The organism is Pseudomonas sp. Z2-11 (genome assembly GCF_054161305.1).
In genome coordinates, this window is record NZ_CP096395.1 from 1,699,273 (window position 1) to 1,725,036 (window position 25,764).

Sequence of the window (25,764 nt, forward strand, 5' to 3'; positions counted from 1 at the left end):
AAAGTGGCGCACTTTTTCGAGGGGGCTGTCACTGTGTGGGAATTGGTCAAATCCGGCGGCTGGATGATGTTGCCGATCATTCTGAGTTCCATCGCGGCACTGGGTATCGTTGCCGAACGCCTGTGGACCCTGCGGGCCAGCCGCGTGACCCCGGAGCATCTGCTCGGGCAGGTCTGGGTCTGGATCAAGGACAAGCAGCTGAACAAGGACAAGCTCAAGGAACTGCGAGCCAGCTCGCCGCTGGGGGAGATCCTCGCGGCAGGCCTGGCGAATTCCAAGCATGGTCGCGAGATCATGAAGGAGTGCATCGAGGAGGCCGCCGCGCGCGTCATCCATGACCTGGAACGCTACATCAATGCCCTTGGGACCATCGCGGCCATGTCGCCATTGCTGGGCCTGTTGGGCACGGTCCTGGGCATGATCGACATTTTCAGCGCGTTCACCGGTTCCGGCATGACGACCAATGCCGCCGTGCTGGCGGGCGGTATTTCCAAGGCACTGATCACCACCGCCGCGGGCCTGATGGTGGGCATCCCGGCCGTGTTCTTCCATCGCTTCCTGCAACGCCGCGTCGACGAGCTGGTGGTGGGCATGGAGCAGGAAGCCATCAAGCTGGTCGAGGTGGTGCAGGGCGACCGTGACGTGGACCTGGCCGGGGGCAAGAAGTGAAATTCCGCCGCAAACCACGGGAAAATATCGAGATCAACCTGGCGTCGCTGATCGACGTGGTGTTCATCCTGCTGCTGTTTTTCGTCGTGACCACCACCTTCACCCGGGAAACCCAGTTGAAGGTTGAGCTGCCGCAAGCGGTGAGTGGCTCGCCGGCCGAGGACCAGCAGTTGAAAAACCTGGAAGTCACCATCAGCGCCGAGGGCGCGTTCTCGGTGAACAACCAGTTGCTGCCCAAGAGCGACCTGGCGAGCCTGATCGAGGCCCTGCAAAGGGAGTCGGGCGGTGATACCAACCTGCCGCTAGCTATCAGCGCCGACGGCAAGACGCCTCATCAATCGGTCATCACCGCCATGGACGCGGCTGGCAAGCTCGGCTTCAGCCACCTGCGCATGACCACGATCGAGGCGGCGCCGGCACCTTGATGGCCATGTCCGATCGATTGCTTGCCGCGTGGTACAAGGGGCATCCCGCCCTGGTGCTGCTGCGCCCGCTTGAATGGCTGTACCGACGCGTAGTGATCGGCAAGCGCGAGCGCTTCCTGGCGGGCGAGGGCGAGATCTACCAGCCGCCGGTGCCGCTGATTGTGGTGGGTAACATTACCGTCGGCGGCACCGGCAAGACGCCGTTGATCCTCTGGATGATCGAGCATTGCCAGCGCAGTGGCCTGCGGGTCGGCGTGGTCAGCCGGGGTTACGGCGCCAGGCCGCCGCAATTGCCATGGCGAGTCGAGGCCGAGCAGGGCGCCGACGTCGCGGGCGACGAACCGCTGCTCATCGTCCAGCGCAGCGGCGTGCCGTTGATGATCGATCCTGATCGCAGCCGCGCTGTCCGGGCGCTGCTGGACGCCGAGCCGCTGGACCTGATCCTGTCCGACGACGGTATGCAGCATTACCGCCTGGCCCGTGACCTCGAACTGGTATTGATCGACAGCGCCCGTGGCCTGGGCAACCGCCGTTGCCTGCCGGCCGGCCCGTTGCGCGAGCCGGTGGAGCGCCTGCGCTCGGTCGACGCCGTGCTGTTCAATGGCGCCAGCGCTGATCGCGAGGACGGCTTCGCGTTCGAGTTGCGGCCCACCGCGCTGATCAACCTGGCCAGTGGCGAACGGCGCCCTCTCGACCATTTTCAACCTGGCCAGGCCCTGCATGCCGTGGCCGGTATCGGCAACCCCCAGCGTTTCTTCAATACCCTTGAAACGCTACACTGGCGGCCTGTACCGCACGGGTTTGCCGATCATGCCGAATACAGTGCCCAGGCCTTCGATTTCGAACCGTCATTGCCAGTGGTCATGACGGAAAAGGACGCGGTCAAATGCCGTGCCTTCGCCGCGCCCGACTGGTGGTACCTCGCGGTTGACGCAGCGCCTTCGCCAGCCTTCGCGGCCTGGTTCGATACGCAGTTGATGCGCCTGTTGCCGGATCGGCTCTTGCCTTAAAACGTTATACCCAGGGGAATTTCATGGACACCAAACTGCTCGATATCCTGGCTTGCCCGGTCTGCAAAGGCCCGCTCAAGCTCAGTGCCGACAAGACCGAGCTGATCAGCAAGGGCGCCGGCCTGGCCTATCCGATTCGCGACGGCATCCCGGTGATGCTCGAAAGCGAAGCCCGTACCCTGACCACCGACGAGCGCCTGGATAAATGAATACAGCGTTTACTGTTGTCATTCCGTCGCGCTTTGCCTCCACGCGCTTGCCCGGTAAACCGTTGCTGCTGATCGCCGGCAAGCCGATGATCCAGCATGTCTGGGAGCAGGCTTGCAAGAGCAGCGCCCAGCGTGTGGTGGTGGCAACGGACGACGCGCGCATCGTGGAGGCCTGCCAGGGCTTTGGCGCCGAAGTGGTGATGACTCGCGAGGATCACAACTCCGGTACTGACCGCCTGGCGGAAGTGGCTGGGAAACTCGGTCTGGCGCCCGACGCAATCGTCGTCAACGTGCAGGGCGACGAGCCGCTGATCCCGCCGAGCGTGATTGATCAGGTCGCGGCGAACCTGGCGGCGCACCCAGAGGCGCGCATGGCCACCCTGGCCGAGCCGATCGAGGACGTGCAGACCCTGTTCAATCCCAACGTGGTCAAGGTGGTCAGCGACCTCGACGGCCTGGCGCTGACGTTCAGTCGTGCCACTTTGCCTTGGGCCCGAGAGGCATTCGCTCAGGACCGCGACGTGTTGCCCGAAGGCGTGCCGTACCGTCGCCATATCGGTATCTATGCCTACCGCGCCGGTTTCCTTCAGGACTTCGTCGCTTGGGGCCCGTGCTGGCTGGAAAACACCGAAGCCCTCGAGCAACTTCGGGCGTTGTGGCATGGCGTGCGGATCCATGTCGCCGATGCGCTGATCGCGCCGCCGACCGGTGTAGACACTCCCGAAGACCTCGAGCGCGTTCGTCGCCTGCTGGAGGTTTGATGCGGGTTCTGTTCGTCTGCCTTGGCAACATTTGTCGCTCGCCCACCGCCGAAGGCATTTTGCGCCATAAGCTGCGCGAGGCCGGGCTGGAGGGGCAAGTGGAAGTCGCCTCTGCCGGTACCGGTGACTGGCACGTCGGCAAGGCCCCGGATAAACGCAGCATGGCCGCGGCCCTGCGACGTGGCTACGATCTGTCGGCCCAGCGGGCCCGGCAAGTCACCCGCGCCGATTTCGCCGCCTATGACCTGATCCTGGCGATGGACAGCAACAACCTGCGCAACCTCAAGGCACTGCAACCGGCCAGTGGCAAGGCCGAGCTTGATCTGTTCCTGCGTCGCTACGAGGCTGAGCTCGATGATGTCCCAGATCCGTACTACGACGGCGAACAGGGTTTCGAGCAGGTGCTCGACCTGATCGAACGTGCCACGTTTCGTCTGGTCATCGAATTGAAGGGGCGGTTATGACCTTGCATGTCCAGGCCGGCGTCAGTCTCAAGCCGTTCAACAGCTTTGGCGTGGACGTCGCCGCACGGTTGTTCGCCGAGGCCCACAGCGATGCCGATGTCCGCGAGGCGCTGGCCTATGCCGCCGGGCATGATCTGCCGTTGCTGGTGATCGGCGGCGGCAGCAACCTGCTATTGACCGACGACATCGACGCGTTGGTGTTGCGCATGGCCAGTCGGGGGATCCGCCTGCTCAGCGACGACGGCGAACGCGTGGTGATCGAGGCCGAGGCCGGGGAGCCCTGGCATCCTTTTGTCCAGCACACGCTGGCGCAAGGTTGGTCGGGGCTGGAGAACCTCAGCCTGATTCCCGGTACGGTAGGGGCGGCACCGATGCAGAATATCGGTGCCTACGGCGTGGAGATAAAGGATGTCTTCGCCGGCCTTACCGCGCTGGATCGCCACACCGGCGAGTTGCGCGACTTCACCCTTGAAGAGTGCGCCTTCGCCTACCGCGACAGCCTGTTCAAGCAGCAGGCGGGGCGCTGGCTGATCCTGCGGGTACGTTTTGCCCTCAGTCGCGTCGCGCATCTGCACCTGGAATACGGCCCGGTCCGCCAGCGCCTGAGCGAGCAAGGCATCGATCAGGCAACGCCTTCGGACGTCAGCCGGGCTATCTGCAGCATCCGCAGCGAAAAACTTCCGGACCCCGCCGTACTCGGCAACGCCGGCAGCTTCTTCAAGAACCCGTTGGTGCACGCCACCCATGTGGCCCATCTCAAGCTGCAATACCCCGACCTGGTGGCTTATCCACAGCCTGGGGGGCAGATGAAAATCGCTGCCGGCTGGTTGATCGAACGCGCCGGCTGGAAGGGCTTTCGCGAGGGCGACGCTGGCGTGCACAAGTTGCAGGCACTGGTGCTGGTCAATTATGGCAACGCCACGGGCCTGCAATTGCTGGACCTGGCTCAACGGATCCAGAAGGACATTGCCGAACGTTTCCAGGTCGATCTGGAGATGGAGCCGAATCGGTACTGACGGGCGCTTGGCCCTGCGTGAACAAAAAAACGCCCTGCATGACCTGCACACGCTCATTCGTGCAGGATTGTGCAGGGCGTTTTGCTTGTTCCTGGGTTAATTTAATTGGCTGACGATGCGAGCATACGCATCCCCAAGGCCCGGTGCAGACGCTGTTGACGTGTGCACAAGAGAGCCGGATCAGCCTGAGCCAGTCTGCGACACCGAACCGATCACCAAACGGCAGATTGCTCGACCCCCATAACTCGAAACGAATGCGGGCGTGCCCATGATTACCCTGAAACTCAATGGAACAGATCATCAACTGGATGTCACCGAGGACATGCCGCTGCTGTGGGCAATCCGCGATGTGGCCGGTTACAACGGCACCAAGTTCGGCTGCGGCATGGGCCTGTGCGGCGCGTGCACGATCCACATCGATGGCGCCCCGGCGCGCAGTTGCATCACGCCGATCGGCTCGGTGAAAGGCCAGAACGTCAGCACGATTGATGCGCTGCACGTCGACCCGGTCGGCCAGGTTGTGCAGAAGGCCTGGCTGGACACCGCCGTGGCCCAGTGTGGTTTTTGCCAGGGCGGGCAGATCATGTCCGCCACGGCATTGCTCAAGACCAATCCCAACCCGACGGATGAACAGATCGAGGAGGCCATGGTCGGCAACCTCTGCCGTTGCGGCACCTACAACCGGATCAAGACCGCGATCCGCCAGGCCTCCACTCACCTGAAGGAGGCCAAGGCATGAGCCGCTTGCCGAATGATTTTGTGCTGAGCAACCTCAGTCGTCGGGGTTTCCTCAAGGGGGCCAGCGCCACGGGCGTGCTGGTGCTGGCCGCCAGCTGGGGGCTGCCGGAGGCCTTTGCCGAAGAGAAGAAGTTTGGCGCCGAGGGCATGCCCCATGGTGCAGTCGACGACCCCAAGGTCTACGTGAGCATTGCCGCTGACGGCAGCGTCACGGTGATCTGCAACCGTTCGGAAATGGGCCAGGGGGTGCGCACCAGCCTGAGCATGGTGGTGGCCGACGAACTTGACGCCGACTGGGCGCTCGTCAAGGTCAGGCAGGCGCCGGCTGATGAGGCGCGCTTCGGCAACCAGGACACCGACGGCTCGCGCAGCATGCGTCACTGGTACGAGCCGATGCGCCGCTGCGGTGCCGCCGCCCGGACCATGCTTGAATTGGCCGCCGCTGCCCAGTGGAAAGTGCCGGTGGGCGAATGCCGCGCGCAACTGCATAAAGTGGTGCATCAGCCTTCGGGGCGCGAACTGGGTTATGGCGAGTTGGCCGCCGCCGCCGCGGCCTTGCCGGTTCCGGCCCGCGACAGCCTGCGCCTCAAGCAGCCGTCGGAGTTTCGTTACATTGGCAAGGAAGCGAGCCGTGCCATCGACGGTGCGGACATCGTCAACGGCCGAGCGGTGTTCGGTGCCGACGTGCATTTCGACGGCATGCTCTACGCCGTCGTGGCCCGCCCACGGGTCTATGGTGGCAAGGTCAGGAGCGTGGACAGCAGCGCGGCGTTGAAGGTGCCGGGCGTAATCAAGGTGGTGCAGATCGAAGGACGCCCTTTGCCCTCCGAATTCCAGCCGCTGGGCGGCGTGGCGGTGGTAGCGAAAAACACCTGGGCGGCGATCAAGGGCCGCGAAGCGTTGAAAATCGAATGGGACGATGGCCCGAACGCCGGCTATGACTCCATCGCCTACCGCAAGGAACTGCAAGCGGCTGCTCTGAAACCAGGCAAAGTCCTGCATAGCACTGGCGACCTTGACGACGCATTGGCCAAGGCCGATTCGACGTTGGAGGCTGCCTACTACCTGCCGCACCTGTCCCAGTCACCGATGGAGCCGATGGTCGCGGTCGCCCGCTTCAAGGACGGTCAATGCGAAGCCTGGGCACCGAGCCAGGCACCCCAGGTCACCCGCGAGCGTGTCGCCGAGCGCCTGGGCATCCCTTTCGAGAAGGTCACGATAAACATCACATTGCTGGGCGGCGGTTTCGGACGCAAGTCCAAACCCGATTTCGTCGTCGAGGCGGCGGTGCTCTCCAAGGAATTCCCCGGCCAGGCGGTTCGGGTGCAATGGACCCGCGAGGACGATATTCATCACTCGTATTTCCATACCGTATCGGCCGAATACCTGAAGGCCGGCCTGAACAAGGACGGGCTGCCCTCCGCTTGGCTGCATCGCACCGTGGCCCCGACCATCACCGCGCTGTTCGCGCCGGGCATGACCCACGAAGCGCCGTTCGAAGTGGGCATGGGCGTGACCAACATGGCCTATGCCATTCCCAACCTGCGCCTGGAGAACCCCGAGGCGGTGGCCCATACCCGGGTTGGCTGGTACCGCTCGGTGTCGAACATTCCCCATGGTTTTGCGATCCAGAGCTTCATCGACGAACTGGCCCACAAGGCCGGCCAGGACCCGCTCAAGTACCATCTGAAGTTGCTGGGCCCGGACCGCAAGATCAACCCCAACAGCCAGAATGACAGCTGGAACTACGGCGAATCGCCCGAGCGTTATCCCATCGATACGGCGCGGATCCGCACCGTGCTGGAGACTGCCGCGAAGGCCGCTGGCTGGGGCCGTGAATTGCCCAAGGGCCGAGGCTTGGGGCTGGCGGTGCACTACAGCTTCGTCACCTATGTGGCCGCGGCAATTGAGGTCGAGGTCAAGGATGACGGCACGATAATCGTGCACAAGGCAGACATTGCCGTGGACTGTGGGCCGCAGATCAATCCCGAGCGTATCCGCTCGCAGTTCGAAGGCGCCTGCGTGATGGGCCTGGGCAACGCGATGGTCGGGGAGATCAGCTTCAAGGACGGCAAGGTCCAGCAGGACAATTTCCACATGTACGAAGTGGCGCGCATGTCCCTGGCACCCAAGGAAGTAGCCGTGCACCTGGTCACTCCGCCGGGCGAAGTGCCGCTGGGGGGCGTTGGTGAACCGGGCGTGCCGCCGATCGCGCCAGCGCTGTGCAACGCAATCTTCGCCGCCACCGGCAAGCGCATCCGTGATCTGCCTGTGCGTTACCAGTTGCAAGGCTGGCAGCAGGCCAAAGCCTGATGGACAGCGTTGATCTGAACGTGCTGCGCAGCGTGCTGGAATGGCGTCGCGCCGGGCAGCGGGTGGTGCTGTTCACCGTGGTCCAGACTTGGGGCACCGCGCCGAGACCTCCGGGGGCCATGCTGGCCCTGCGCGAAGACGGCGTAGTGATCGGTTCGGTATCGGGCGGTTGTGTCGAGGATGACCTGATCGCCCGGCTGCACGACGGCCGGATTCCGGCGGATGGCCCGCCCGTGCAGCTCATCACCTACGGTGTCACCCGCGAGGAAGCGGCGCGTTTCGGCTTGCCGTGCGGCGGCACCTTGCGCCTGACGGAGGAACGAGTCGGCGATCCAGGCTGGGTCGCCGAGTTGCTGGCGCGGTGCGAGGCCCACGAAATAGTTGCCCGGGAATTGACCATCGCGACCGGCGCTGTGGTGCTGACACCAGCGAGCAAAAGCGATGCCTTGGTGTTCGATGGCGAAACGCTGCGGGCGATTTATGGCCCGCGCTGGCGGCTGTTGCTGATCGGCGCCGGACAGCTGTCGCGTTACGTGGCGGAAATGGCCCGGTTGCTGGATTTCGAGGTGTTGATCTGTGACCCGCGCAAGGAATTCGTCTACGGTTGGGAAGAGCAGCATGGCCGCTTTGTTCCGGGCATGCCCGACGAGGCGGTGCTGAGCATCGAGACCGATGAGCGCACCGCGATCGTTGCCCTGACCCATGACCCGCGCCTGGACGACATGGCCTTGCTCACCGCCCTGGATTCCAAGGCTTTTTATGTGGGCGCCCTCGGCTCACGGGTCAACAGTCAGAAGCGCCGGGACAACCTCGCTCAGCTAGGCTTGTCAGCACAAGCCATTGAGCGGCTGCACGGGCCCATCGGCTTGCACATCGGCAGCCACACCCCGGCGGAAATCGCCTTGTCGCTGCTGGCGGAAATCGTCGCGATCAAGAATGGCGTCGAATTGCGCCAAAAGAAACCGCTGTAGTCCAGGAGGGAAGGGTATGTCTGAGTCCATTGGCGTGATCATCCTCGCGGCTGGCTCGGGCCGCCGTTTCCGCCAGGTCGCCGGGCCTGACAAGGACAAGCTGCTGACTGATTGCATAGGACGTGACGGCGCGGTGCGCTCGGTAATCGAACACGTGCTGGTCAATCTGCCGGCCTCGCTGGACAAGCGCGTGCTGGTCACCTGCAATGACCGTCCGCAGGCCATTCGCATGGCCCAGGCCTACGGGTGCGATTTCGTCGAGCTGGATTCGCCTGGCCTGGGCGACAGCATTGCCGCCGGCGTCCGGGCCTGTCCGGAGGTGGCTGGCTGGCTGATCGTGCTGGGCGACATGCCGTTTGTCCTGCCGTCGAGCATCGAAAAGGTGGCGGCAGGGATTCGCGAGGATGGCATCAGCGTGCCGGTTCTTGCCGGGGAGTATGGGCATCCGGTGGGATTTGGTCGTGGGTTTGGCCCGCAGTTGATGGCGTTGGCCGGTGATCGTGGTGCGAAGGTGTTATTCGCCGGGGCCCAAGTGGTCGAGGTGCCGGTGGACGATCCTGGTGTGACCTGGGACATTGATGTGCCGGAGGCATTGATCTTCAGATAGATTTCTTGAAGGATTGTAAAATTTATGGTGGTTGCAATTCCCCTGTGGGAGCGAGCTTGCTCGCGAAAGCGGTCTGATATTAACAGTGATGCAAGCTGATCCACCGCCTTCGCGAGCAAGCTCGCTCCCACATGGGCTTTTCAGCGGATATAGATCTCGTGCCAGGCTCTCATAGGGACCTGCAAATCGAAGGCATAAAAAAGCCCCGCCTGGCATCACCAGGCGGGGCTTTTTACTGGGCGGGGGAATCAGGCGTGAGGTTTAGGCTCGTGCTCTTTTTCCAGGGCTTCAGTGTGACGCGGAGCGACTTCTTCTTCAGCACCGTGCTGAGGTTCGTCGATCACCGGGGCCGATTCAGTCGGGGCTTCAGCTACCGGGGCAGGGGCTGCCTCGGCGACTTCTTCCACGACCGGAGCCGGTTCGGCGGCAGGCGGCGCTTGAGTGGCAGCTGCGGCGGCCAGTTCAGCTTCCTTCTGCAGACGCTCGGCTTCACGCTTGCGACGACGCACTTCGCGTGGATCGTTCGGGGCGCGGCCGTTAGGGGTCAGGGCACTGACCGGTGCAGGCGCTTCAACCGGGGCTGGGGCTTCGGCAACCACAGGCGCTTCGACCACTGGCGCAGGCTCGACCACTTGCGGTTCGACGGTTACTACCGGCTCAGGTTCAGCAACCGGCGCTGGTGCGGCTGGCTCTGCGTTCCAGTTGAAAGCAGTCTGCTCTTCGCGTACTGGCTCTGGTGCGGTTTCCTCGGCAGGCATTTCAGCGGCAGAAACTTCAACGGCAGGTTCAGCGGCTACCACCGGCTGCTCGACGACCGGGGCAGGCTCGGCGGCGGCTTCGGCTTGCGGCTCGGCTTCACGAACCGGTGCGAGTTCCACCTCTGGCGAAGCAGTGATTTCTACCGGAGTGGTCGCTTCGACAACTGGCGCTTCGACCGCTGCCTCTTCCACCGCAGCGGTGGCCCGTTCGGCCTGCTCGTGTGCCTGGGCCTCGGCTGGGGCGCTGATCGCGCTGCTGGCAACTGCCGCGGTGACGGCCAGGCCGGCGGCCAGGTCGGCAGCGCTAGGCGCTTCGGCGTTCTCGCCGGCTTCGGACTCTTCCGAGCCTTCGATCACGTTGCCGTTGGCATCGCGTTGACGCTCGCGACGGTTGCTGCGACGACGCTGGCCGCGGGAACGACGACGTGGACGATCGCCCTCGGCGCTGTCCTGACCGTCTTCCTGCAACTGCTCCTCGGTGTTCAGTACTTCCTCTTCGCTGGCTTCGGCGGCTGCCTGCTCGGCGCGCGGCTGACGCTCTTCACGCGGCGGACGCGGTGCACGCTCTTCGCGAGGCTGGCGAGCCGGGCGTTCTGCTGCCGGAGTCGCAGGAGTTGCAGCAGCAGCCGGTGCGGCGTCCAGAGGCTCGCGCAGTTCGCGAACACGCTCTTCACGCTCGCCACGCGGCTTGCGATCTTCACGTGGTGCGCGTGGCTGGCGCTCTTCGCGAGGCGGACGCGGTGCGCGTTCTTCGCGGGCTACCGCTGGAACTTCCTCACGGGCTTCGCGTGGTTGACGCTCTTCACGCGGCTCACGGGGGGCGCGCTCTTCACGCGGGGCACGTTCTTCGCGCGGCTTGCGCTCTTCGTCGCGACGACCGTTGCGGTTGCGGGTCTGCTGGCGACCGTTGCGGCGTTCTTCGTTGCGGGCCGGACGCTCGGTAGCGGCAGGCTTGGCGACAACGGCCGGGGCGGCAGGCTCTTCCTTGGTGGCGAACAGGCTGACCAGGGACTTCACCAAGCCTTTGAACAGGCTAGGTTCCGGGGCTGCGGCTGGGGCGGCAACCGGTGCGGCGGCTTCGGTCGGGACCGGAGCGTTGGCACGGGCCGGCGCGGTCTTGACTGCCGCTTCCTGACGAACCAGGGTGCGGGTGGCGGCAGCTGGCTGGACGTCTTCGACTTCGGCGGCGGCCGCGGCGATTTCGTAGCTGGACTGGTTGGTGTGAGCCTCGGGGCTGTCATCACGCAGGCGCTGCACTTCGAAGTGCGGCGTCTCGAGGTGGTCGTTCGGCAGGATCACGATGCGGGCGCGGGTGCGCAGTTCGATCTTGGTGATCGAGTTGCGTTTTTCGTTGAGCAGGAACGCGGCCACCGGGATCGGCACCTGGGCACGAACTTCAGCGGTGCGGTCCTTCAGGGCTTCTTCTTCGATCAGACGCAGGATCGCCAGGGACAACGACTCGACGTCACGGATGATGCCGGTGCCGTTGCAGCGCGGGCAAACGATGCCGCTGCTTTCGCCCAGGGATGGACGCAGGCGCTGACGGGACATTTCCAGCAGGCCGAAGCGCGAGATACGACCGACCTGTACGCGGGCGCGGTCGGCTTCCAGGCATTCACGGACTTTTTCTTCCACGGCGCGCTGGTTCTTGGCCGGGGTCATGTCGATGAAGTCGATGACGATCAGGCCGCCGATGTCGCGCAGGCGCAACTGGCGGGCGATTTCTTCGGCGGCTTCAAGGTTGGTCTGCAGGGCGGTTTCTTCGATGTCGCTGCCTTTGGTGGCGCGCGCCGAGTTGATGTCGATGGACACCAGGGCTTCGGTCGGGTCGATGACGATGGAGCCGCCCGACGGCAGTTCGACGACGCGCTGGAAGGCGGTCTCGATCTGGCTTTCGATCTGGAAACGATTGAACAGCGGAACGCTGTCTTCGTAGAGTTTGATCTTGCTGGCGTACTGCGGCATCACCTGGCGAATGAAGGTCAGGGCTTCGTCCTGGGCTTCGACGCTGTCGATCAGCACTTCGCCGATGTCCTGGCGCAGGTAGTCGCGGATGGCGCGGATGATCACGTTGCTTTCCTGGTAGATCAGGAAAGGTGCGGAACGATCCAGCGAGGCTTCCTTGATCGCGGTCCAGAGTTGCAGCAGGTAGTCGAGGTCCCACTGCATTTCTTCGCTGCTGCGGCCCAGGCCGGCAGTGCGCACGATCAGGCCCATGTCGGCGGGTGCGACCAGGCCGTTCAGGGCTTCGCGCAGTTCGTTGCGCTCTTCGCCTTCGATGCGGCGGGAGATACCGCCGGCACGTGGGTTGTTCGGCATCAGGACCAGGTAGCGGCCGGCGAGGCTGATGAAGGTGGTCAGGGCGGCGCCCTTGTTGCCACGTTCTTCTTTTTCGACCTGGACGATGACTTCCTGGCCTTCGCTCAGGACGTCCTTGATGTTGACGCGGCCTTCGGGGGCCTTCTTGAAGTATTCGCGGGAGATTTCTTTGAGGGGCAGGAAGCCGTGGCGCTCGGAGCCGAAATCGACAAAGGCAGCCTCAAGGCTTGGTTCGATGCGAGTAATCCGGCCTTTATAGATGTTGGCCTTCTTCTGCTCGCGTGCACCGGATTCGATATCCAGGTCGTAGAGGCGCTGGCCGTCTACCAGTGCAACACGCAACTCTTCGGGTTGAGTTGCGTTAATCAGCATTCTTTTCATGTAGTACCGTCGGTTTCCGGGCTGCCGGAAACGGCGTTCGGCACACACGACTTCTCACGGTCGGTGTCAGGTGCGTCCTGGCGATGGCGGGGCCATTCCAGTGTCCAGCGAGTTCGACCCAATGATGGCGAAGTCGCGACGGACGCGTCCTGCTTGCTGGTACTCAAGCACTCAGTCAGGAGGAGGAATCAACCGGCGCCTGTGGACGAGATGAAGCGTCTAAATATAAGCCTAGTGCTACACAGTCCGACGGTTGTACATCTCCACCCTACACGTATCCCTGATAATTCGGGTGCTGCCGCGCGCAGAATCCGCAGCGGGTTGGCATTTACCGTGAGCTCCGGAAGGGGAGGTCACGCATCATGGCTCATTTAGGCGTTGTTTCCGAAGCTCTCGCTCGGGGTCGTCTGCGGGCGACTGCACTTTGTGAACTGGCCGTGAATGTGGCGCGCAAGGCGAGTCAAGACTCTGCTTTGCGGCGTATTTCAGGCCTCATGTCACCTGCGCTCGTTACACCTGCGAACTCTACCGTTACGTAGCAAGAGCCCCGTAGGACGGCCTCTCGTCCTCGTGAATTGCGTTGGTCAGGGCCGGTTTTTGACCGCTGGTCCGCTGTCCAGCCACTTTTGGCGGCGTTCGCGACTATAGCAGCAATGATTAAGTGCTTCAATTCCATAAAAAATTGTTATCATCGCCGCCATGACAACTACTGCCCCTTCGACCCCAGGCGTTCAACTGCTTGAGGTCTCGCCGGAATATGCCGGCCAACGAATTGATAATTTCCTGCTTGCCCGGCTCAAAGGCGTGCCCAAGACCTTGATCTATCGCATTTTGCGCAAAGGCGAAGTGCGGGTGAACAAAGGTCGGATCAAGCCCGAATACAAGCTCCAGGCGGGCGACGTCGTGCGCGTACCGCCGGTTCGCGTGCCCGAGCGCGATGAGCCGGTGCCACTGGCACAAGGCTTGTTGCAACGCCTGGAAGTCGCCATCGTCTTCGAAGACAAGGCGCTGATCGTGGTCAACAAGCCCGCGGGCATCGCGGTCCACGGCGGCAGCGGCCTGAGTTTCGGCGTGATCGAAGCCTTTCGTCAGCTGCGTCCGGATGCCAAGGAGTTGGAACTGGTCCATCGCCTGGATCGGGACACCTCCGGGCTGCTGATGATCGCCAAGAAGCGCAGCATGTTGCGCCATCTGCACGAACAGTTGCGCGGCGACGGCGTCGACAAGCGCTACATGGCGCTGGTCCGCGGTCGTTGGGAAACATCCGTCAAGCAGGTCCGCGCGCCGCTGCTCAAGAGCAACCTGCGCTCCGGCGAGCGCATGGTGGAAGTCAACGAAGAAGGCAAGGAAGCGCTGACCGTGTTCAAGGTGCTGCGCCGTTTCGGCGACTTCGCCACCATGGTCGAGGCCAAGCCGGTGACCGGCCGGACCCACCAGATCCGCGTCCACACCCTGCATGCCGGGCATTGCATCGCCGGTGACAGCAAGTATGGGGACGATGACTTCAGCAAGGAAATCCGTGACCTGGGCGGCAAGCGCCTGTTCCTCCATGCCTACATGCTGACCGTGCCGTTGCCGGACGGCGGCGAGCTGAAATTGCAGGCCCCCGTGGATGACATGTGGGCCAAGACCGTGGAGCGGTTGAGTGCATCCTGACTACAAGCTGCTGATATTCGATTGGGACGGCACTCTGGCGAACTCCATCGGTCGGATTGTCGAGTCGATGCACGTCGCGTCGGACCGTACGGGTTTTGCTCGGCGGGATGATTTTGCGGTGAAGGGCATTATCGGCCTTGGGCTGCCGGAAGCGATTCGCAGCCTGTACCCGGAAATCGCTGATGATGAGTTGAGCGTTTTTCGCCAGCATTATGCCGACCACTACATCGCGCTGGAGGCCGAGCCTTCGCCGCTGTTTGACGGCGTGGCGGACACGCTCCAGACCCTGCGGGACGAGGGCTATCACCTGGCTGTCGCGACCGGCAAGGCTCGACGCGGGCTGGATCGGGTGCTGAAGTCCCATGGCTGGGACAATTATTTCGACATCACCCGCGCCGCCGACGAAACTGCCAGCAAGCCGCATCCGCTGATGCTGGAGCAAATCCTGGCCCACTGTAATGTGCGGCCCGAGCAGGCGCTGATGGTCGGGGATTCGTCTTTCGACCTGCAGATGGCGCGTAATGCCGGCATGGGCTCTGTCGCTGTCAGTTATGGCGCGCAGACGATCGAGGCGCTTCGGGCGTTTGAACCGTGCCTGGCGATTGACCATTTTCCCGAATTGCACGCGTGGCTGAGCCAGCGTGCCGGTTGACGTTTTGATGGGGATGCATGCATGACCGATGAATGGAAAGCACCGGCCAAGGCAGATGCCGAGAGCGGTGATGGAAAAAGCTGGAAGCTGTTGGAAAAAACCCTGCTGGCCAGCGTGCAAGAGCAGCGTCGGTCGCGCCGCTGGGGGATCTTCTTCAAGCTGCTGACCTTTGTTTATCTTTTCGTTGCGCTGCTGCTGTTTACGCCGTTGATGAGTATCGAAAAAGGTGCGGTCAGTGGTTCGGCGTATACCGCGTTGATCGACATTGAAGGTGTGATCGCCGACAAGGAGCCAGCCAGTGCGGATAACATCGTCGGCAGTCTGCGGGCTGCCTTCGAAGATCCGAAGGTCAAGGGCGTGGTGCTGCGCATCAACAGCCCGGGCGGCAGTCCGGTGCAGTCGGGTTACGTCTACGACGAGATCGTCCGGTTGCGCGCGCTTCACCCGAACACCAAGGTCTATGCAGTCATCGCCGATCTCGGCGCGTCGGGTGCCTATTACATTGCCAGCGCCGCGGACCAGATCTATGCCGACAAGGCCAGCCTGGTCGGCTCCATTGGCGTGACGGCGGCCGGTTATGGTTTTGTCGGGACCATGGAGAAGCTCGGTGTGGAGCGGCGGGTCTATACCTCCGGCGAGCACAAGTCGTTCCTTGATCCGTTCCAGCCGCAAAAGCCTGAAGAAACCGCGTTCTGGCAGGGCGTACTCGACACGACTCACAAGCAATTCATTGCCAGCGTCAAGAAAGGCCGCGGCGAGCGCTTGAAGGATAAGGAGCATCCGGAATTGTTTTCCGGGTTGGTCTGGTCCGGGGAACAGGCTTTGCCCCTGGGTCTGATTGATGGCCTGGGCAGCGCCAGTTCGGTGGCTCGGGATGTGATCGGTCAGAAGGACCTGGTGGACTTCACCATCGAAGAATCGCCGTTTGACCGCTTCTCGAAGAAGCTGGGCGCAAGCATCGCCGAGCATCTAGCGATGTGGATGGGCTTCCAGGGCCCGGCGTTGCGCTGATTCAAGCGTGACGCATTTGCCCTTGTGGCGAGGGAGCTTGCTCCCGCTGGGCTGCGCAGCGGCCCCAGATTTTTGCGGTCGCTGCGCAACCGAGCGGGAGCAAGCTCCCTCGCCACGGAGGGCGGTTCAGGGAACCTCCACACCCTCCACCAGCAACATGTCCACAAGACGAATCAGCGGCAGGCCGACCAGGCTGGTGGCGTCCGGCCCTTCGGTGCGCTGGAACAGGCTCACGCCCAGGCCTTCGGCCTTGAAGCTGCCGGCGCAGTCGTACGGTTGCTCGGTGCGCAGATAGCGCTCCACGCGAGCCTGATCCAATGTCCGCATGGTTACGGTAAACGGAACGCAATCGACCTGGCAGGCGCCGGTCTGGCTGTTGAGCAGTGCCAGGCCGGTCAGGAAGGTTACCTTGGTCCCGCTGGCGGCCAGCAGTTGCTCGCGGGCGTTCTCGAAGGTGTGGGGCTTGCCCAGGATGCGCTCGCCGAGCACGGCGACCTGGTCCGAGCCAATGATCAGGTGTGCCGGGTAACGGTCCGCCAGGGCGAAGGCTTTTTCCCGGGCCAGGCGTTTCACCAGTTCGAGCGCGGCCTCGCCGGCGCGATGGCTTTCGTCGATGTCCGGTGAGTCGCAGACGAACGGCAGCCCCAGGCGGGCAAGCAGTTCCCGACGGTAGACCGAGCTTGAGGCAAGTAATAAAGGCAGCATTGGCGTCTCCAGGAGGCAGGAGAGGATTCTAGCGAGGCGTGCAAGTGACGGACAGGGCTGAATTTCCTTTGACATGGCCCGGTGCATCCCTATAATGCTGCGCCTATGTTGAATGACCCGATTCCACCTCACGTTGACCCGCGCAAATTGGCTGACCGTGGCACCACCCTTCAAGGTGAATTGCTGCTGGCCGATTTGAAGAGACTCTGCGACCCGCTTTCCGACGATGTCGGTACGGTCCAGGCCAAATTCGTTTTTGAACGAGATGAACGTAAATCTGTGGTGATCCACAGCTTTATCGACACTGAAGTCAAAATGGTTTGCCAGCGTTGTCTTGAGCTGGTCACCCTGCCGATCCACAGCGAATGCAGTTACGCCGTGGTGAAGGAGGGTGCGAATACCCAGTCGTTGCCGAAAGGTTATGACGTGCTGGAACTGGGCGAAGATCCATTGGATCTGCAGTCACTGATCGAGGAGGAGCTTCTGCTCGCCTTGCCCATTGTGCCTGCTCATCATCCGGAAGAATGCCAGCAGCCGGCGGGAGCAGATGAGCCCGAACCGAGCGAGGACGAGGTAACGCGGTCCAACCCGTTCAGTGTATTGGCGCAGTTAAAGCGTGACCCAAACGTTTAGGAGTTAATCAATTATGGCTGTTCAGCAGAACAAAAAATCCCGCTCTGCCCGTGACATGCGCCGTTCGCACGACGCTCTCGAGGCTAGCACCCTGTCTGTAGAAAAAACCACCGGTGAAGTTCACCTGCGTCACCACGTATCGCCAGAAGGCGTATACCGTGGCCGTAAAGTGATCGACAAGGGCGCCGACGAGTAATCACTTGTCCGCTCAAGTCATCGCGATTGACGCAATGGGCGGGGACTTCGGTCCCCGCAGCATTGTTCAGGCCAGCCTCGCTTGCCTGAATGCTACGCCCTCGCTGCACCTGACCCTCGTCGGTCAACCCTCCCTCCTGGAAGAATTGCTCAGTGGTTATCCTGCTGCGGATCGCGCGCGCCTGACGATTACCCCGGCGTCCGAAGTCATCGCCATGGACGAGAAGCCTGCCCAGGCTCTGCGCGGCAAGCCCGACGCCTCGATGCGCGTGGCGTTGGAGCTGCTGCGCGACGACAAGGTCCAGGCGTGTGTCAGTGCGGGTAATACCGGGGCGTTGATGGCGCTGTCCCGCTACGTGCTGAAAACCCTGCCGGGGATCGATCGGCCCGCCATGGTCGCGGCGATCCCGACCCAGCGCGGTTTCTGCCAGCTATTGGACCTGGGCGCCAATGTCGACTGCAGCGCCGAGCATTTGCTGCAGTTCGCGGTGATGGGCTCGGTCGCGGCTGAAACCCTCGGCATCGCTCGCCCTCGCGTGGCACTGCTGAATATCGGCACCGAAGACATCAAGGGTAATCAGCAGGTCAAGCTCGCGGCCACATTGTTGCAAAGCGCCCGGGGCATCAATTACATCGGTTTTGTCGAGGGTGACGGGCTATATCGCGGCGAGGCTGACGTGGTGGTATGCGACGGTTTTGTCGGCAATATCCTGCTCAAGTCCAGCGAAGGCCTGGCGACCATGATTGGCGGCCGCATCGATGCCCTGTTCAAGCAGAACCTGGCTTCCAGGGCGGTGGGTGCGCTGGCATTGCCGCTGATGCGTCGTCTGCAGGCGGATCTGGCCCCGGCGCGGCACAATGGTGCGAGTTTTCTCGGGCTGCAGGGCATCGTGATCAAGAGTCATGGTTCGGCTGGGGTGCAGGGCTTTCAGAGTGCAATCAACCGGGCGGTGATCGAAATCGAGGAAAACCTGCCTGAGCGTCTGCATGGCCGTCTTGAAGATTTGTTAACTTAGGCGTTTTCGTCCGACAATGCTTAAATGTGACCGGTCGGTTCAACCCGCCATCCAACTGTCAGTTTCCTAGCGCCCCCAGGGGCGTCAATTTTTGACGACAAGATCATTAGGGGCTTTGTTTTCATGTCTGCTTCCCTCGCATTCGTCTTTCCAGGACAGGGCTCGCAGTCCCTCGGCATGCTGGCCGAGCTGGGCGCGCAATACCCGTTGATCCTGGAAACATTCAAAGAAGCATCCGATGCACTCGGCTACGACTTGTGGGCACTGACCCAGCAAGGGCCGGAAGAGCAACTCAACCAGACCGACAAGACCCAACCCGCGATCCTGACCGCCTCCATTGCGCTGTGGCGCTTGTGGCTGGCTGAAGGCGGCGCGCGTCCGGCGTTTGTCGCCGGTCACAGCCTGGGTGAGTACAGCGCCCTGGTGGCGGCTGGCAGCCTGAGCCTTGGCGACGCGGTCAAGCTGGTGGAGCGGCGTGGCCAGTTGATGCAAGAGGCGGTTCCGGCCGGGCAGGGTGGCATGGCCGCTATCCTCGGCCTGGAAGACGCCGATGTGTTGGCAGCCTGTGCCGAAGCGGCGCAAGGCGATGTGGTCAGCGCGGTGAATTTCAATTCGCCGGGCCAGGTGGTCATTGCCGGCGCCAAGGCGGCTGTCGAGCGCGCGATCGAAGGTTGCAAGGCCCGTGGCGCCAAGCGCGCGATGCCCTTGCCGGTCAGCGTTCCGTCGCACTGCGAGCTGATGCGCCCGGCCGCCGAGCGGTTTGCCGAATCCATCGCCGCCATCGACTGGCAGGCGCCGCAGATTCCCGTGGTTCAGAATGTCAGCGCCAACGTGGCGCCGGATCTCGAGACCCTCAAGCGCGATCTGCTGGAACAACTCTACAAGCCGGTTCGCTGGGTCGAATCGGTACAGACCCTGGCAGCCAAGGGCGCGACCGAACTGGTCGAGTGCGGCCCTGGCAAGGTGCTGGCAGGGCTGAACAAACGCTGCGCCGAAGGCGTGTCGACTTCCAATCTCAACACCCCAGACGCTTTCGCTGCCGCTCGTGCAGCGCAAGCCTGAACAGGAGAAGCTTGCATGAGTCTGCAAGGTAAAGTTGCACTGGTGACCGGTGCAAGCCGCGGCATCGGCCAGGCTATCGCACTGGAATTGGGTCGCCAAGGCGCCATTGTCATCGGCACCGCGACTTCCGCTTCAGGCGCCGAGCGTATCGCCGCGACCTTGAAGGAAAACGGTATCCAAGGCACCGGCCTTGAGCTGAATGTCACCAGCGACGAATCTGTTGCTGCGGTTCTGGCAAGCATCCAGGAGCAGTTCGGCGCTCCGGCGATCCTGGTCAATAATGCCGGCATCACTCGCGATAACCTGATGATGCGCATGAAAGATGACGAATGGTTCGATGTGGTGGATACCAACTTGAACAGCCTGTATCGGCTGTCCAAGGGCGTTCTGCGTGGCATGACCAAGGCCCGTTGGGGCCGAATTATCAGTATCGGCTCGGTTGTGGGTGCCATGGGCAACGCTGGCCAAGTAAACTATGCTGCGGCTAAAGCCGGCCTGGAAGGTTTCAGCCGTGCGCTGGCACGGGAAGTCGGTTCGCGCTCGATTACGGTAAACTCGGTTGCACCGGGTTTCATCGACACCGACATGACCCGCGAACTGCCGGAAGCACAGCGTGAAGCTTTGTTGACACAGATTCCGCTGGGCCGTCTGGGGCAAGCTCAAGAAATCGCGTCCGTGGTCGCTTTTCTTGCTTCGGACGGTGCGGCATACGTGACTGGGGCTACAATCCCGGTAAACGGCGGGATGTACATGAGTTAAATGTGACGGATTGCTTCAAAAAAATGTCATACGAGCTGTCTAAAATCCGTTATAAAGCTGCAATCTATTTATAGGCGGCGGGCCCCAGGGTTCGAGGAGTGAAGCTTTCGGTTGAAAAACCGAAAAGTCTTTCTATACACTTACCCACCGGCCAGCTGCCTGAATTTGTCCATTAGGAGTGAAAACAAGGTATGAGCACCATCGAAGAGCGCGTCAAGAAAATCGTTGCCGAGCAACTGGGCGTTAAAGAAGAAGAAGTTGTGAACACCGCTTCCTTCGTCGAAGACCTGGGTGCCGACTCCCTTGACACCGTTGAGCTGGTGATGGCTCTGGAAGAGGAATTCGAGACCGAGATTCCTGACGAAGAAGCTGAAAAGATCACTACTGTACAAGCTGCTATCGACTACGTTACCAGCCACCAGGCGTAATCGTATTCAGTCGTCGCTAGCTGTCATGGAAAAACCGCACTGCCATTTCGGCGTGCGGTTTTTTCTTTAGGCCTGATGCAAAGTCGTCATTTGAAAAAGGAGAGTGCTGTGTCGCGTAGACGCGTCGTAGTCACCGGTATGGGTATGTTGTCGCCACTGGGCACGGATGTGCCGAGCAGCTGGCAGGGCATTCTGGCTGGCCGTAGTGGCATTGGTCTGATCGAACACACCGACCTTTCTGCCTATTCCACCCGTTTTGGCGGCTCGGTAAAGGGTTTCAATGTCGAGGAATACCTGTCGGTCAAGGAAGCCCGCAAGCTTGACCTGTTCATTCAATACGGCCTGGCAGCCGGTTTCCAGGCGGTGCGCAATGCCGGGCTGGAAGTCACCGACGCCAACCGTGAGCGCATCGGCGTGGCCATGGGTTCGGGTATTGGCGGCTTGACCAATATCGAAGAAACCAGCCGTACGCTGCATGATTCCGGGCCGCGGCGTATTTCGCCGTTCTTCGTGCCGGGCTCGATCATCAATATGATTTCCGGTTTCCTGTCCATCCACCTTGGTGCACAGGGACCCAACTACGCCATCGCTACCGCCTGCACCACGGGCACCCACTGCATCGGCATGGCCGCGCGCAACATCATGTACGACGAAGCTGACGTGATGATTGCCGGTGGTGCCGAAATGGCCGCCTGCGGCCTCGGCATGGGCGGTTTCGGCGCGTCCCGTGCGCTGTCGACCCGCAACGATGAGCCGGACCGGGCCAGTCGCCCGTGGGACAAGGGCCGCGATGGTTTCGTACTGTCGGACGGTGCCGGTGCGCTGGTGCTCGAAGAACTTGAACACGCCAAGGCTCGTGGCGCGACCATCTATGCCGAACTGATCGGCTTCGGTACCAGCGGCGATGCGTTCCACATGACGTCGCCACCGGCCGATGGCGCCGGTGCGGCCCGTTGCATCACCAATGCCTTGCGCGACGCCAAGCTCAATCCAGGGCAGGTGCAGTACATCAACGCTCATGGTACGTCGACCCCGGCCGGCGATCTGGCCGAAGCCCAGGCCATCAAGACCGTGTTCGGCGACCACGCCTATAAACTGGCTGTCAGCTCGACCAAATCGATGACCGGCCACCTGTTGGGCGCGGCAGGTGCGGTGGAAGCGATCTTCAGCGTGCTGGCGATCAACAGCCAGGTGGCGCCGCCAACCATCAACCTTGATGAGCCGGACGAGGGCTGCGACCTCGACTTCGTGCCGCATACCGCCCGCAGCATGGACATCGACGTCGTGTTGTCCAATTCCTTCGGCTTCGGCGGGACCAACGGCTCGCTGGTGTTTCGCCGGTTCGCCGGTTGATGGAAAGCTGGGTCGACGGTCAGCCGGCTGACGCTCTGTCGCTGAAAGATCGCGGCCTGGCCTACGGTGATGGATTGTTCGAAACCATCGACGTGCGGGACGGTAAGCTCGTTCTGCTTGAGGGGCATCTGCAACGCCTCGCGTTGGGATGCCGACGGTTGGCAATCAGTGTCGAATGGGCGGTATTGAACGCAGAACTGCAAGCCTATGCGCAGCAGCTTGGCGATGGCGTTCTGAAACTGATCGTGACCCGTGGCGACAGTCTGCGGGGCTATGCCGCCAATCCTTCAGCCCAGGCCCGCCGCATCTTGCAGGGCAGCCCGCCGGCGGCCTATCCGCTGGCCCATGCCGAGCAAGGCGTTCAGCTGTTTCCTTGTACTACACGCCTGTCCGAGCAACCGTTGCTCGCCGGCCTCAAACACCTCAATCGCCTTGAACAAGTGCTGGCCCGCGCCGAGTGGAACGACACCGAGCATGCCGAAGGCTTGATGCTGGATATGTCCGGGCGGGTGATCGAAGGCGTGTTCAGCAATCTGTTCATGGTGCACGACGGAGCGCTGATCACGGCGGATCTGAGCCGTTGTGGTGTCGCCGGGGTGATGCGTGGGCAATTATTGTTTCAAGCCGAGTCTGATGGCATCGCTACTCAGGTCACCGATATCAGCCTCGAACAGCTGCACCAGGCCGACGAGGTCTTTGTCTGCAACAGCGTTTATGGCGTGTGGCCGGTACGCGGATGCGGTTCGGCGCGCTGGTCGGTTGGCCCGCTCACCCGTAAACTGCAGACCCTTGCCCGTGCGCTATTGGATGCTTGATTCGTGAGACGTAAATTCTTGCTGCTGCTGGAAGTCGGACTGGTTCTGGCAGGGCTGTTGCTGGGCGCTTCGGCGTGGAAAATTCACTCGGCGCTGCAGCAGCCGTTGAACATCACCCAGGAAGAACTGCTTGACGTACCCAGCGGCACCACGCCGACCGGGACGCTCAATCGCCTGGAAGCCGATGGCCTGATCAAGGATGCATTCTGGCTGCGGGTGTATTGGCGCTTCAACCTCGCCGGCCAGCCCTTGCACTCCGGCGAATACCGGATGGTGCCGGGGATGACGATGGAGGGCCTGATCGGCGTCTGGAAACGTGGTGACGTGGTGCAGTACAGCGTCACGCTGGTGGAGGGCTGGAATTTCCGTCAGGTTCGCGCAGCGCTGGCCAAGGATGAGAAGCTCCAGCAGACCCTCGCCGGGCTGAGCGACAGTCAGGTGATGGACCGTCTTGGTCATTCCGGGATATTTCCCGAAGGCCGGTTCTTCCCGGATACCTATCGGTTCGTGCGCGGTACGTCGGATGCCGATCTGCTGAAGAAGGCCTACGATCGGCTGGAAGAGGTGCTCGCCAAGGAGTGGGCGCAACGAGCCGCCGACGTGCCTTACACCCAGCCCTACCAGGCATTGATCATGGCCTCCCTGATCGAGAAGGAGACCGGCGTGCCCCAGGAGCGTGGCCAGATCGCCGGGGTGTTCGTGCGCCGCTTGCGCCTGGGCATGTTGTTGCAGACCGATCCCACCGTAATCTATGGCCTGGGGGAGCGCTACACCGGCAAGCTCACCCGTGCCCATCTGAAAGAACCGAATCCCTACAACACCTATCTGGTTCCAGGGCTGCCGCCGACGCCGATCGCGATGGTCGGGCGCGAGGCGATTCATGCGGCGTTGAACCCGGCGGACGGCAACAGCCTTTATTTCGTGGCCCGGGGCGATGGCAGCCATGTGTTTTCCGATGACCTGGAAACGCACAACAACGCGGTGCGCGAATACCAGCTCAAGCGCCGCGCCGATTATCGCTCCAGCCCGGCCCCGGTTGCGCCGGACGATGTGGCGCCGATTCCCGCCGCTTCACCGGATACGGCGCCTGAAGCCGTGCCCCAGGTGCCGCCTCAGGAGCCCGCGCCGCAACCTACCCCCGAAGCGAATGCCAGCGAGCCGCCGAGCCCGCAATGACTCTGATTAAGGATCGCCCGTGACTGGCTTGTTTATAACCCTGGAAGGCCCCGAAGGCGCCGGCAAGAGCACCAACCGCGAATACCTCGCCGAACGTTTGCGGGCTGAAGGCATCGAGGTGGTGCTGACCCGTGAGCCGGGCGGTACGCCATTGGCCGAGAGGATTCGCGAGGTGCTGCTGGCACCCCTTGACGAGGTCATGGACCCCGACACCGAGCTGTTGCTGGTTTTCGCCGCCCGGGCGCAACATCTGGCCGAGGTGATCCGCCCGGCGCTGGCCCGTGGTGCGGTGGTGCTGTGTGATCGCTTCACCGATTCGACCTATGCCTACCAGGGGGGCGGCCGGGGCTTGTCCCTTGAGCGTATCGCCGCATTGGAAACCTTTGTCCAGGCGGATCTGCGGCCAGACCTGACCCTGGTGTTCGACTTGCCGGTGGACATCGGTCTGGCCCGCGCCAGCGCCCGGGGTCGGCTTGATCGCTTCGAGCTGGAAGGGCAGGCCTTCTTCAACGCCGTGCGCAATGCCTTCCTGGAGCGTGCCCAGGCTGATCCGGCGCGTTACCTGCTGATCGACGCCGCCCAACCGCTGGCACAGGTCCAGCAATCGCTGGATGGTCTGCTGCCGCGTCTACTGGAGCGTGCCCGTGGCTGAAGCCTATCCGTGGCAGGACAGCCTCTGGCAGCAATTGGCCGGGCGTGCCCAGCATGCCCATGCCTACCTGCTGCACGGTCCGGCCGGGATCGGCAAGCGGGCCCTGGCCGAACGCCTGATGGCGAGCCTGCTGTGCCAGGCCACGGTGGCCGCGGGCGCCTGCGGCGAGTGCAAGTCCTGCCTGCTGCTCAAGGCCGGTAGCCATCCAGACAACTACGTGCTGGAGCCTGAAGAGGCGGACAAGGCGATCAAGGTCGACCAGGTCCGGGACCTGGTGAGTTTCGTTGTCCAGACCGCGCAGATGGGCGGGCGCAAGGTCGTGTTGATCGAACCGGTGGAGTCGATGAACATCAACGCTGCCAATGCCTTGCTCAAGAGTCTCGAAGAGCCTTCCGGGAATACCGTCCTGCTGTTGGTCAGCCACCAGCCGAGTCGGTTGTTGCCGACCATCAAGAGCCGTTGCGTGCAGCAGGCTTGTCCGCTGCCCAGCGAGGCCATGAGCCTGCAGTGGCTGGGCCAGGCCTTGCCTGACAACAGCGATGAGGAGCGTGTCGAGCTGCTGACCCTGGCCGCCGGTTCGCCACTGGCGGCCGTCAGCCTCCAGGCCCAGGGCGTGCGTGAGCAGCGGGCACTGGTAGTGGACGGCGTCAAGAAGCTGCTCAAGCAACAGCAGTCGCCGACGCAACTGGCCGAGGGCTGGAACGCCATTCCGTTGCTGCTGCTGTTTGACTGGTTCTGCGACTGGTCGAGCCTGATCCTGCGTTATCAGCTCACCGAGGACGAGGCTGGGCTGGGACTGGCGGACATGCGCAAGGTGATCGAGTACCTGGCGCAAAAAAGCAGCCAGGACAAAATCCTGAACATTCAGGACTGGATCCTTGCCCAACGCCAGAAGGTGCTGAGCAAGGCCAACCTCAATCGCGTCCTGTTGCTGGAGGCGCTGTTGGTGCAATGGGCAAGTTTGCCTGGTCGTAACTGACAGGCACACTAAACTCAGCTCAATTGCAGCG

General features: G+C 62.4%; 27 protein-coding genes. 25 read left to right on the top strand and 2 right to left on the bottom strand.

Annotated features, from left to right (window positions below):
- Positions 1 to 33 precede the first annotated feature (33 nt).
- From M1E16_RS07645 to M1E16_RS07695, 11 genes are all read left to right on the top strand, one after another.
- Positions 34 to 669, top strand: a complete 636-nt coding sequence (locus M1E16_RS07645; protein WP_305496069.1) for a MotA/TolQ/ExbB proton channel family protein — start codon at positions 34 to 36, stop codon at positions 667 to 669.
- A complete protein-coding gene (locus tag M1E16_RS07650) occupies positions 666 to 1,094 on the top strand; it encodes an ExbD/TolR family protein (protein WP_434569368.1) in 429 nt (142 codons plus the stop codon). The genes M1E16_RS07645 and M1E16_RS07650 overlap by 4 nt, the downstream gene beginning before the upstream one ends.
- Positions 1,094 to 2,104, top strand: a complete 1,011-nt coding sequence (gene lpxK, locus M1E16_RS07655; RefSeq protein WP_458129561.1) for a tetraacyldisaccharide 4'-kinase — start codon at positions 1,094 to 1,096, stop codon at positions 2,102 to 2,104. The genes M1E16_RS07650 and lpxK overlap by 1 nt, the downstream gene beginning before the upstream one ends.
- 23 nt (positions 2,105 to 2,127) lie before the next feature.
- Positions 2,128 to 2,313 carry a Trm112 family protein gene (locus M1E16_RS07660; RefSeq protein ID WP_003179363.1) on the top strand — a complete coding sequence of 62 codons (186 nt, stop codon included), beginning with the start codon at positions 2,128 to 2,130 and terminating at the stop codon, positions 2,311 to 2,313.
- Complete coding sequence (gene kdsB, locus M1E16_RS07665) at positions 2,310 to 3,074, top strand: 3-deoxy-manno-octulosonate cytidylyltransferase (RefSeq protein WP_458129562.1); 765 nt, start codon at positions 2,310 to 2,312, stop codon at positions 3,072 to 3,074. Before M1E16_RS07660 ends, kdsB begins: the two co-directional genes overlap by 4 nt.
- The gene (locus M1E16_RS07670) at positions 3,074 to 3,538 is read left to right on the top strand and encodes a low molecular weight protein-tyrosine-phosphatase (protein ID WP_458129563.1); all 465 of its coding nucleotides are present in this window, start codon (positions 3,074 to 3,076) and stop codon (positions 3,536 to 3,538) included. The genes kdsB and M1E16_RS07670 overlap by 1 nt, the downstream gene beginning before the upstream one ends.
- On the top strand, positions 3,535 to 4,554 hold the full coding sequence (murB, locus tag M1E16_RS07675) for a UDP-N-acetylmuramate dehydrogenase (protein ID WP_458129564.1): 1,020 nt from the start codon (positions 3,535 to 3,537) through the stop codon (positions 4,552 to 4,554). The genes M1E16_RS07670 and murB overlap by 4 nt, the downstream gene beginning before the upstream one ends.
- A 268-nt stretch (positions 4,555 to 4,822) precedes the next feature.
- The gene (locus tag M1E16_RS07680) at positions 4,823 to 5,293 is read left to right on the top strand and encodes a (2Fe-2S)-binding protein (protein WP_434574256.1); all 471 of its coding nucleotides are present in this window, start codon (positions 4,823 to 4,825) and stop codon (positions 5,291 to 5,293) included.
- The gene (locus tag M1E16_RS07685; RefSeq protein WP_458129565.1) at positions 5,290 to 7,605 is read left to right on the top strand and encodes a molybdopterin cofactor-binding domain-containing protein; all 2,316 of its coding nucleotides are present in this window, start codon (positions 5,290 to 5,292) and stop codon (positions 7,603 to 7,605) included. The genes M1E16_RS07680 and M1E16_RS07685 overlap by 4 nt, the downstream gene beginning before the upstream one ends.
- Positions 7,605 to 8,576 carry an XdhC family protein gene (locus M1E16_RS07690; protein WP_458129566.1) on the top strand — a complete coding sequence of 324 codons (972 nt, stop codon included), beginning with the start codon at positions 7,605 to 7,607 and terminating at the stop codon, positions 8,574 to 8,576. Before M1E16_RS07685 ends, M1E16_RS07690 begins: the two co-directional genes overlap by 1 nt.
- Positions 8,577 to 8,592: 16 nt before the next feature.
- On the top strand, positions 8,593 to 9,183 hold the full coding sequence (locus tag M1E16_RS07695; RefSeq protein ID WP_458129567.1) for a nucleotidyltransferase family protein: 591 nt from the start codon (positions 8,593 to 8,595) through the stop codon (positions 9,181 to 9,183).
- A gap of 248 nt (positions 9,184 to 9,431) precedes the next feature.
- Here M1E16_RS07695 and rne read toward each other — a convergent pair whose 3' ends face one another.
- Entirely contained in the window at positions 9,432 to 12,641 is a 3,210-nt protein-coding gene (gene rne / locus M1E16_RS07700) for a ribonuclease E (RefSeq protein ID WP_458129568.1), read from the bottom strand.
- A 699-nt stretch (positions 12,642 to 13,340) separates the two neighbouring features.
- On the opposite strand from rne, the gene rluC reads away from it, so the two are divergent.
- The 3 genes from rluC to M1E16_RS07715 are packed head-to-tail and all read left to right on the top strand — an operon-like array spanning position 13,341 to position 15,960.
- Positions 13,341 to 14,297, top strand: coding sequence for a 23S rRNA pseudouridine(955/2504/2580) synthase RluC (gene rluC / locus M1E16_RS07705; protein ID WP_458129569.1), 957 nt, complete (start codon positions 13,341 to 13,343; stop codon positions 14,295 to 14,297).
- The gene (locus M1E16_RS07710; RefSeq protein ID WP_458129570.1) at positions 14,287 to 14,949 is read left to right on the top strand and encodes an HAD-IIIA family hydrolase; all 663 of its coding nucleotides are present in this window, start codon (positions 14,287 to 14,289) and stop codon (positions 14,947 to 14,949) included. The genes rluC and M1E16_RS07710 overlap by 11 nt, the downstream gene beginning before the upstream one ends.
- 21 nt (positions 14,950 to 14,970) lie before the next feature.
- Complete coding sequence (locus tag M1E16_RS07715) at positions 14,971 to 15,960, top strand: S49 family peptidase (RefSeq protein WP_458129571.1); 990 nt, start codon at positions 14,971 to 14,973, stop codon at positions 15,958 to 15,960.
- A 126-nt stretch (positions 15,961 to 16,086) separates the two neighbouring features.
- Here M1E16_RS07715 and M1E16_RS07720 read toward each other — a convergent pair whose 3' ends face one another.
- Complete coding sequence (locus M1E16_RS07720) at positions 16,087 to 16,665, bottom strand: Maf family protein (RefSeq protein ID WP_434625169.1); 579 nt, start codon at positions 16,663 to 16,665, stop codon at positions 16,087 to 16,089.
- A 105-nt stretch (positions 16,666 to 16,770) separates the two neighbouring features.
- On the opposite strand from M1E16_RS07720, the gene M1E16_RS07725 reads away from it, so the two are divergent.
- From M1E16_RS07725 to M1E16_RS07775, 11 genes are all read left to right on the top strand, one after another.
- Positions 16,771 to 17,298, top strand: coding sequence for a YceD family protein (locus M1E16_RS07725; protein ID WP_003204262.1), 528 nt, complete (start codon positions 16,771 to 16,773; stop codon positions 17,296 to 17,298).
- A gap of 13 nt (positions 17,299 to 17,311) precedes the next feature.
- Complete coding sequence (gene rpmF, locus M1E16_RS07730; RefSeq protein ID WP_003179396.1) at positions 17,312 to 17,494, top strand: 50S ribosomal protein L32; 183 nt, start codon at positions 17,312 to 17,314, stop codon at positions 17,492 to 17,494.
- A gap of 4 nt (positions 17,495 to 17,498) precedes the next feature.
- On the top strand, positions 17,499 to 18,509 hold the full coding sequence (gene plsX, locus M1E16_RS07735) for a phosphate acyltransferase PlsX (protein WP_458129572.1): 1,011 nt from the start codon (positions 17,499 to 17,501) through the stop codon (positions 18,507 to 18,509).
- 123 nt (positions 18,510 to 18,632) lie between these two features.
- Positions 18,633 to 19,571 (top strand): ACP S-malonyltransferase, encoded by a 939-nt coding sequence (fabD, locus tag M1E16_RS07740; protein WP_434625165.1) that lies wholly within the window; start codon positions 18,633 to 18,635, stop codon positions 19,569 to 19,571.
- Positions 19,572 to 19,586: 15 nt separating this feature from the next.
- Positions 19,587 to 20,330 carry a 3-oxoacyl-ACP reductase FabG gene (fabG, locus tag M1E16_RS07745; protein ID WP_018613558.1) on the top strand — a complete coding sequence of 248 codons (744 nt, stop codon included), beginning with the start codon at positions 19,587 to 19,589 and terminating at the stop codon, positions 20,328 to 20,330.
- A gap of 191 nt (positions 20,331 to 20,521) precedes the next feature.
- Complete coding sequence (acpP, locus tag M1E16_RS07750; protein ID WP_003175607.1) at positions 20,522 to 20,758, top strand: acyl carrier protein; 237 nt, start codon at positions 20,522 to 20,524, stop codon at positions 20,756 to 20,758.
- Between the two features lie 108 nt (positions 20,759 to 20,866).
- Positions 20,867 to 22,111: a beta-ketoacyl-ACP synthase II gene (fabF, locus tag M1E16_RS07755; protein ID WP_305496054.1), complete on the top strand. Its 1,245-nt coding sequence runs from the start codon at positions 20,867 to 20,869 to the stop codon at positions 22,109 to 22,111.
- A complete protein-coding gene (gene pabC, locus M1E16_RS07760) occupies positions 22,111 to 22,926 on the top strand; it encodes an aminodeoxychorismate lyase (protein ID WP_458129573.1) in 816 nt (271 codons plus the stop codon). The genes fabF and pabC overlap by 1 nt, the downstream gene beginning before the upstream one ends.
- A gap of 3 nt (positions 22,927 to 22,929) precedes the next feature.
- A complete protein-coding gene (gene mltG / locus M1E16_RS07765; protein ID WP_458129574.1) occupies positions 22,930 to 24,102 on the top strand; it encodes an endolytic transglycosylase MltG in 1,173 nt (390 codons plus the stop codon).
- A 19-nt stretch (positions 24,103 to 24,121) separates the two neighbouring features.
- A complete protein-coding gene (gene tmk, locus M1E16_RS07770) occupies positions 24,122 to 24,754 on the top strand; it encodes a dTMP kinase (RefSeq protein WP_458129575.1) in 633 nt (210 codons plus the stop codon).
- Positions 24,747 to 25,733 (top strand): DNA polymerase III subunit delta', encoded by a 987-nt coding sequence (locus M1E16_RS07775; RefSeq protein ID WP_458129576.1) that lies wholly within the window; start codon positions 24,747 to 24,749, stop codon positions 25,731 to 25,733. The genes tmk and M1E16_RS07775 overlap by 8 nt, the downstream gene beginning before the upstream one ends.
- Positions 25,734 to 25,764 lie beyond the last annotated feature (31 nt).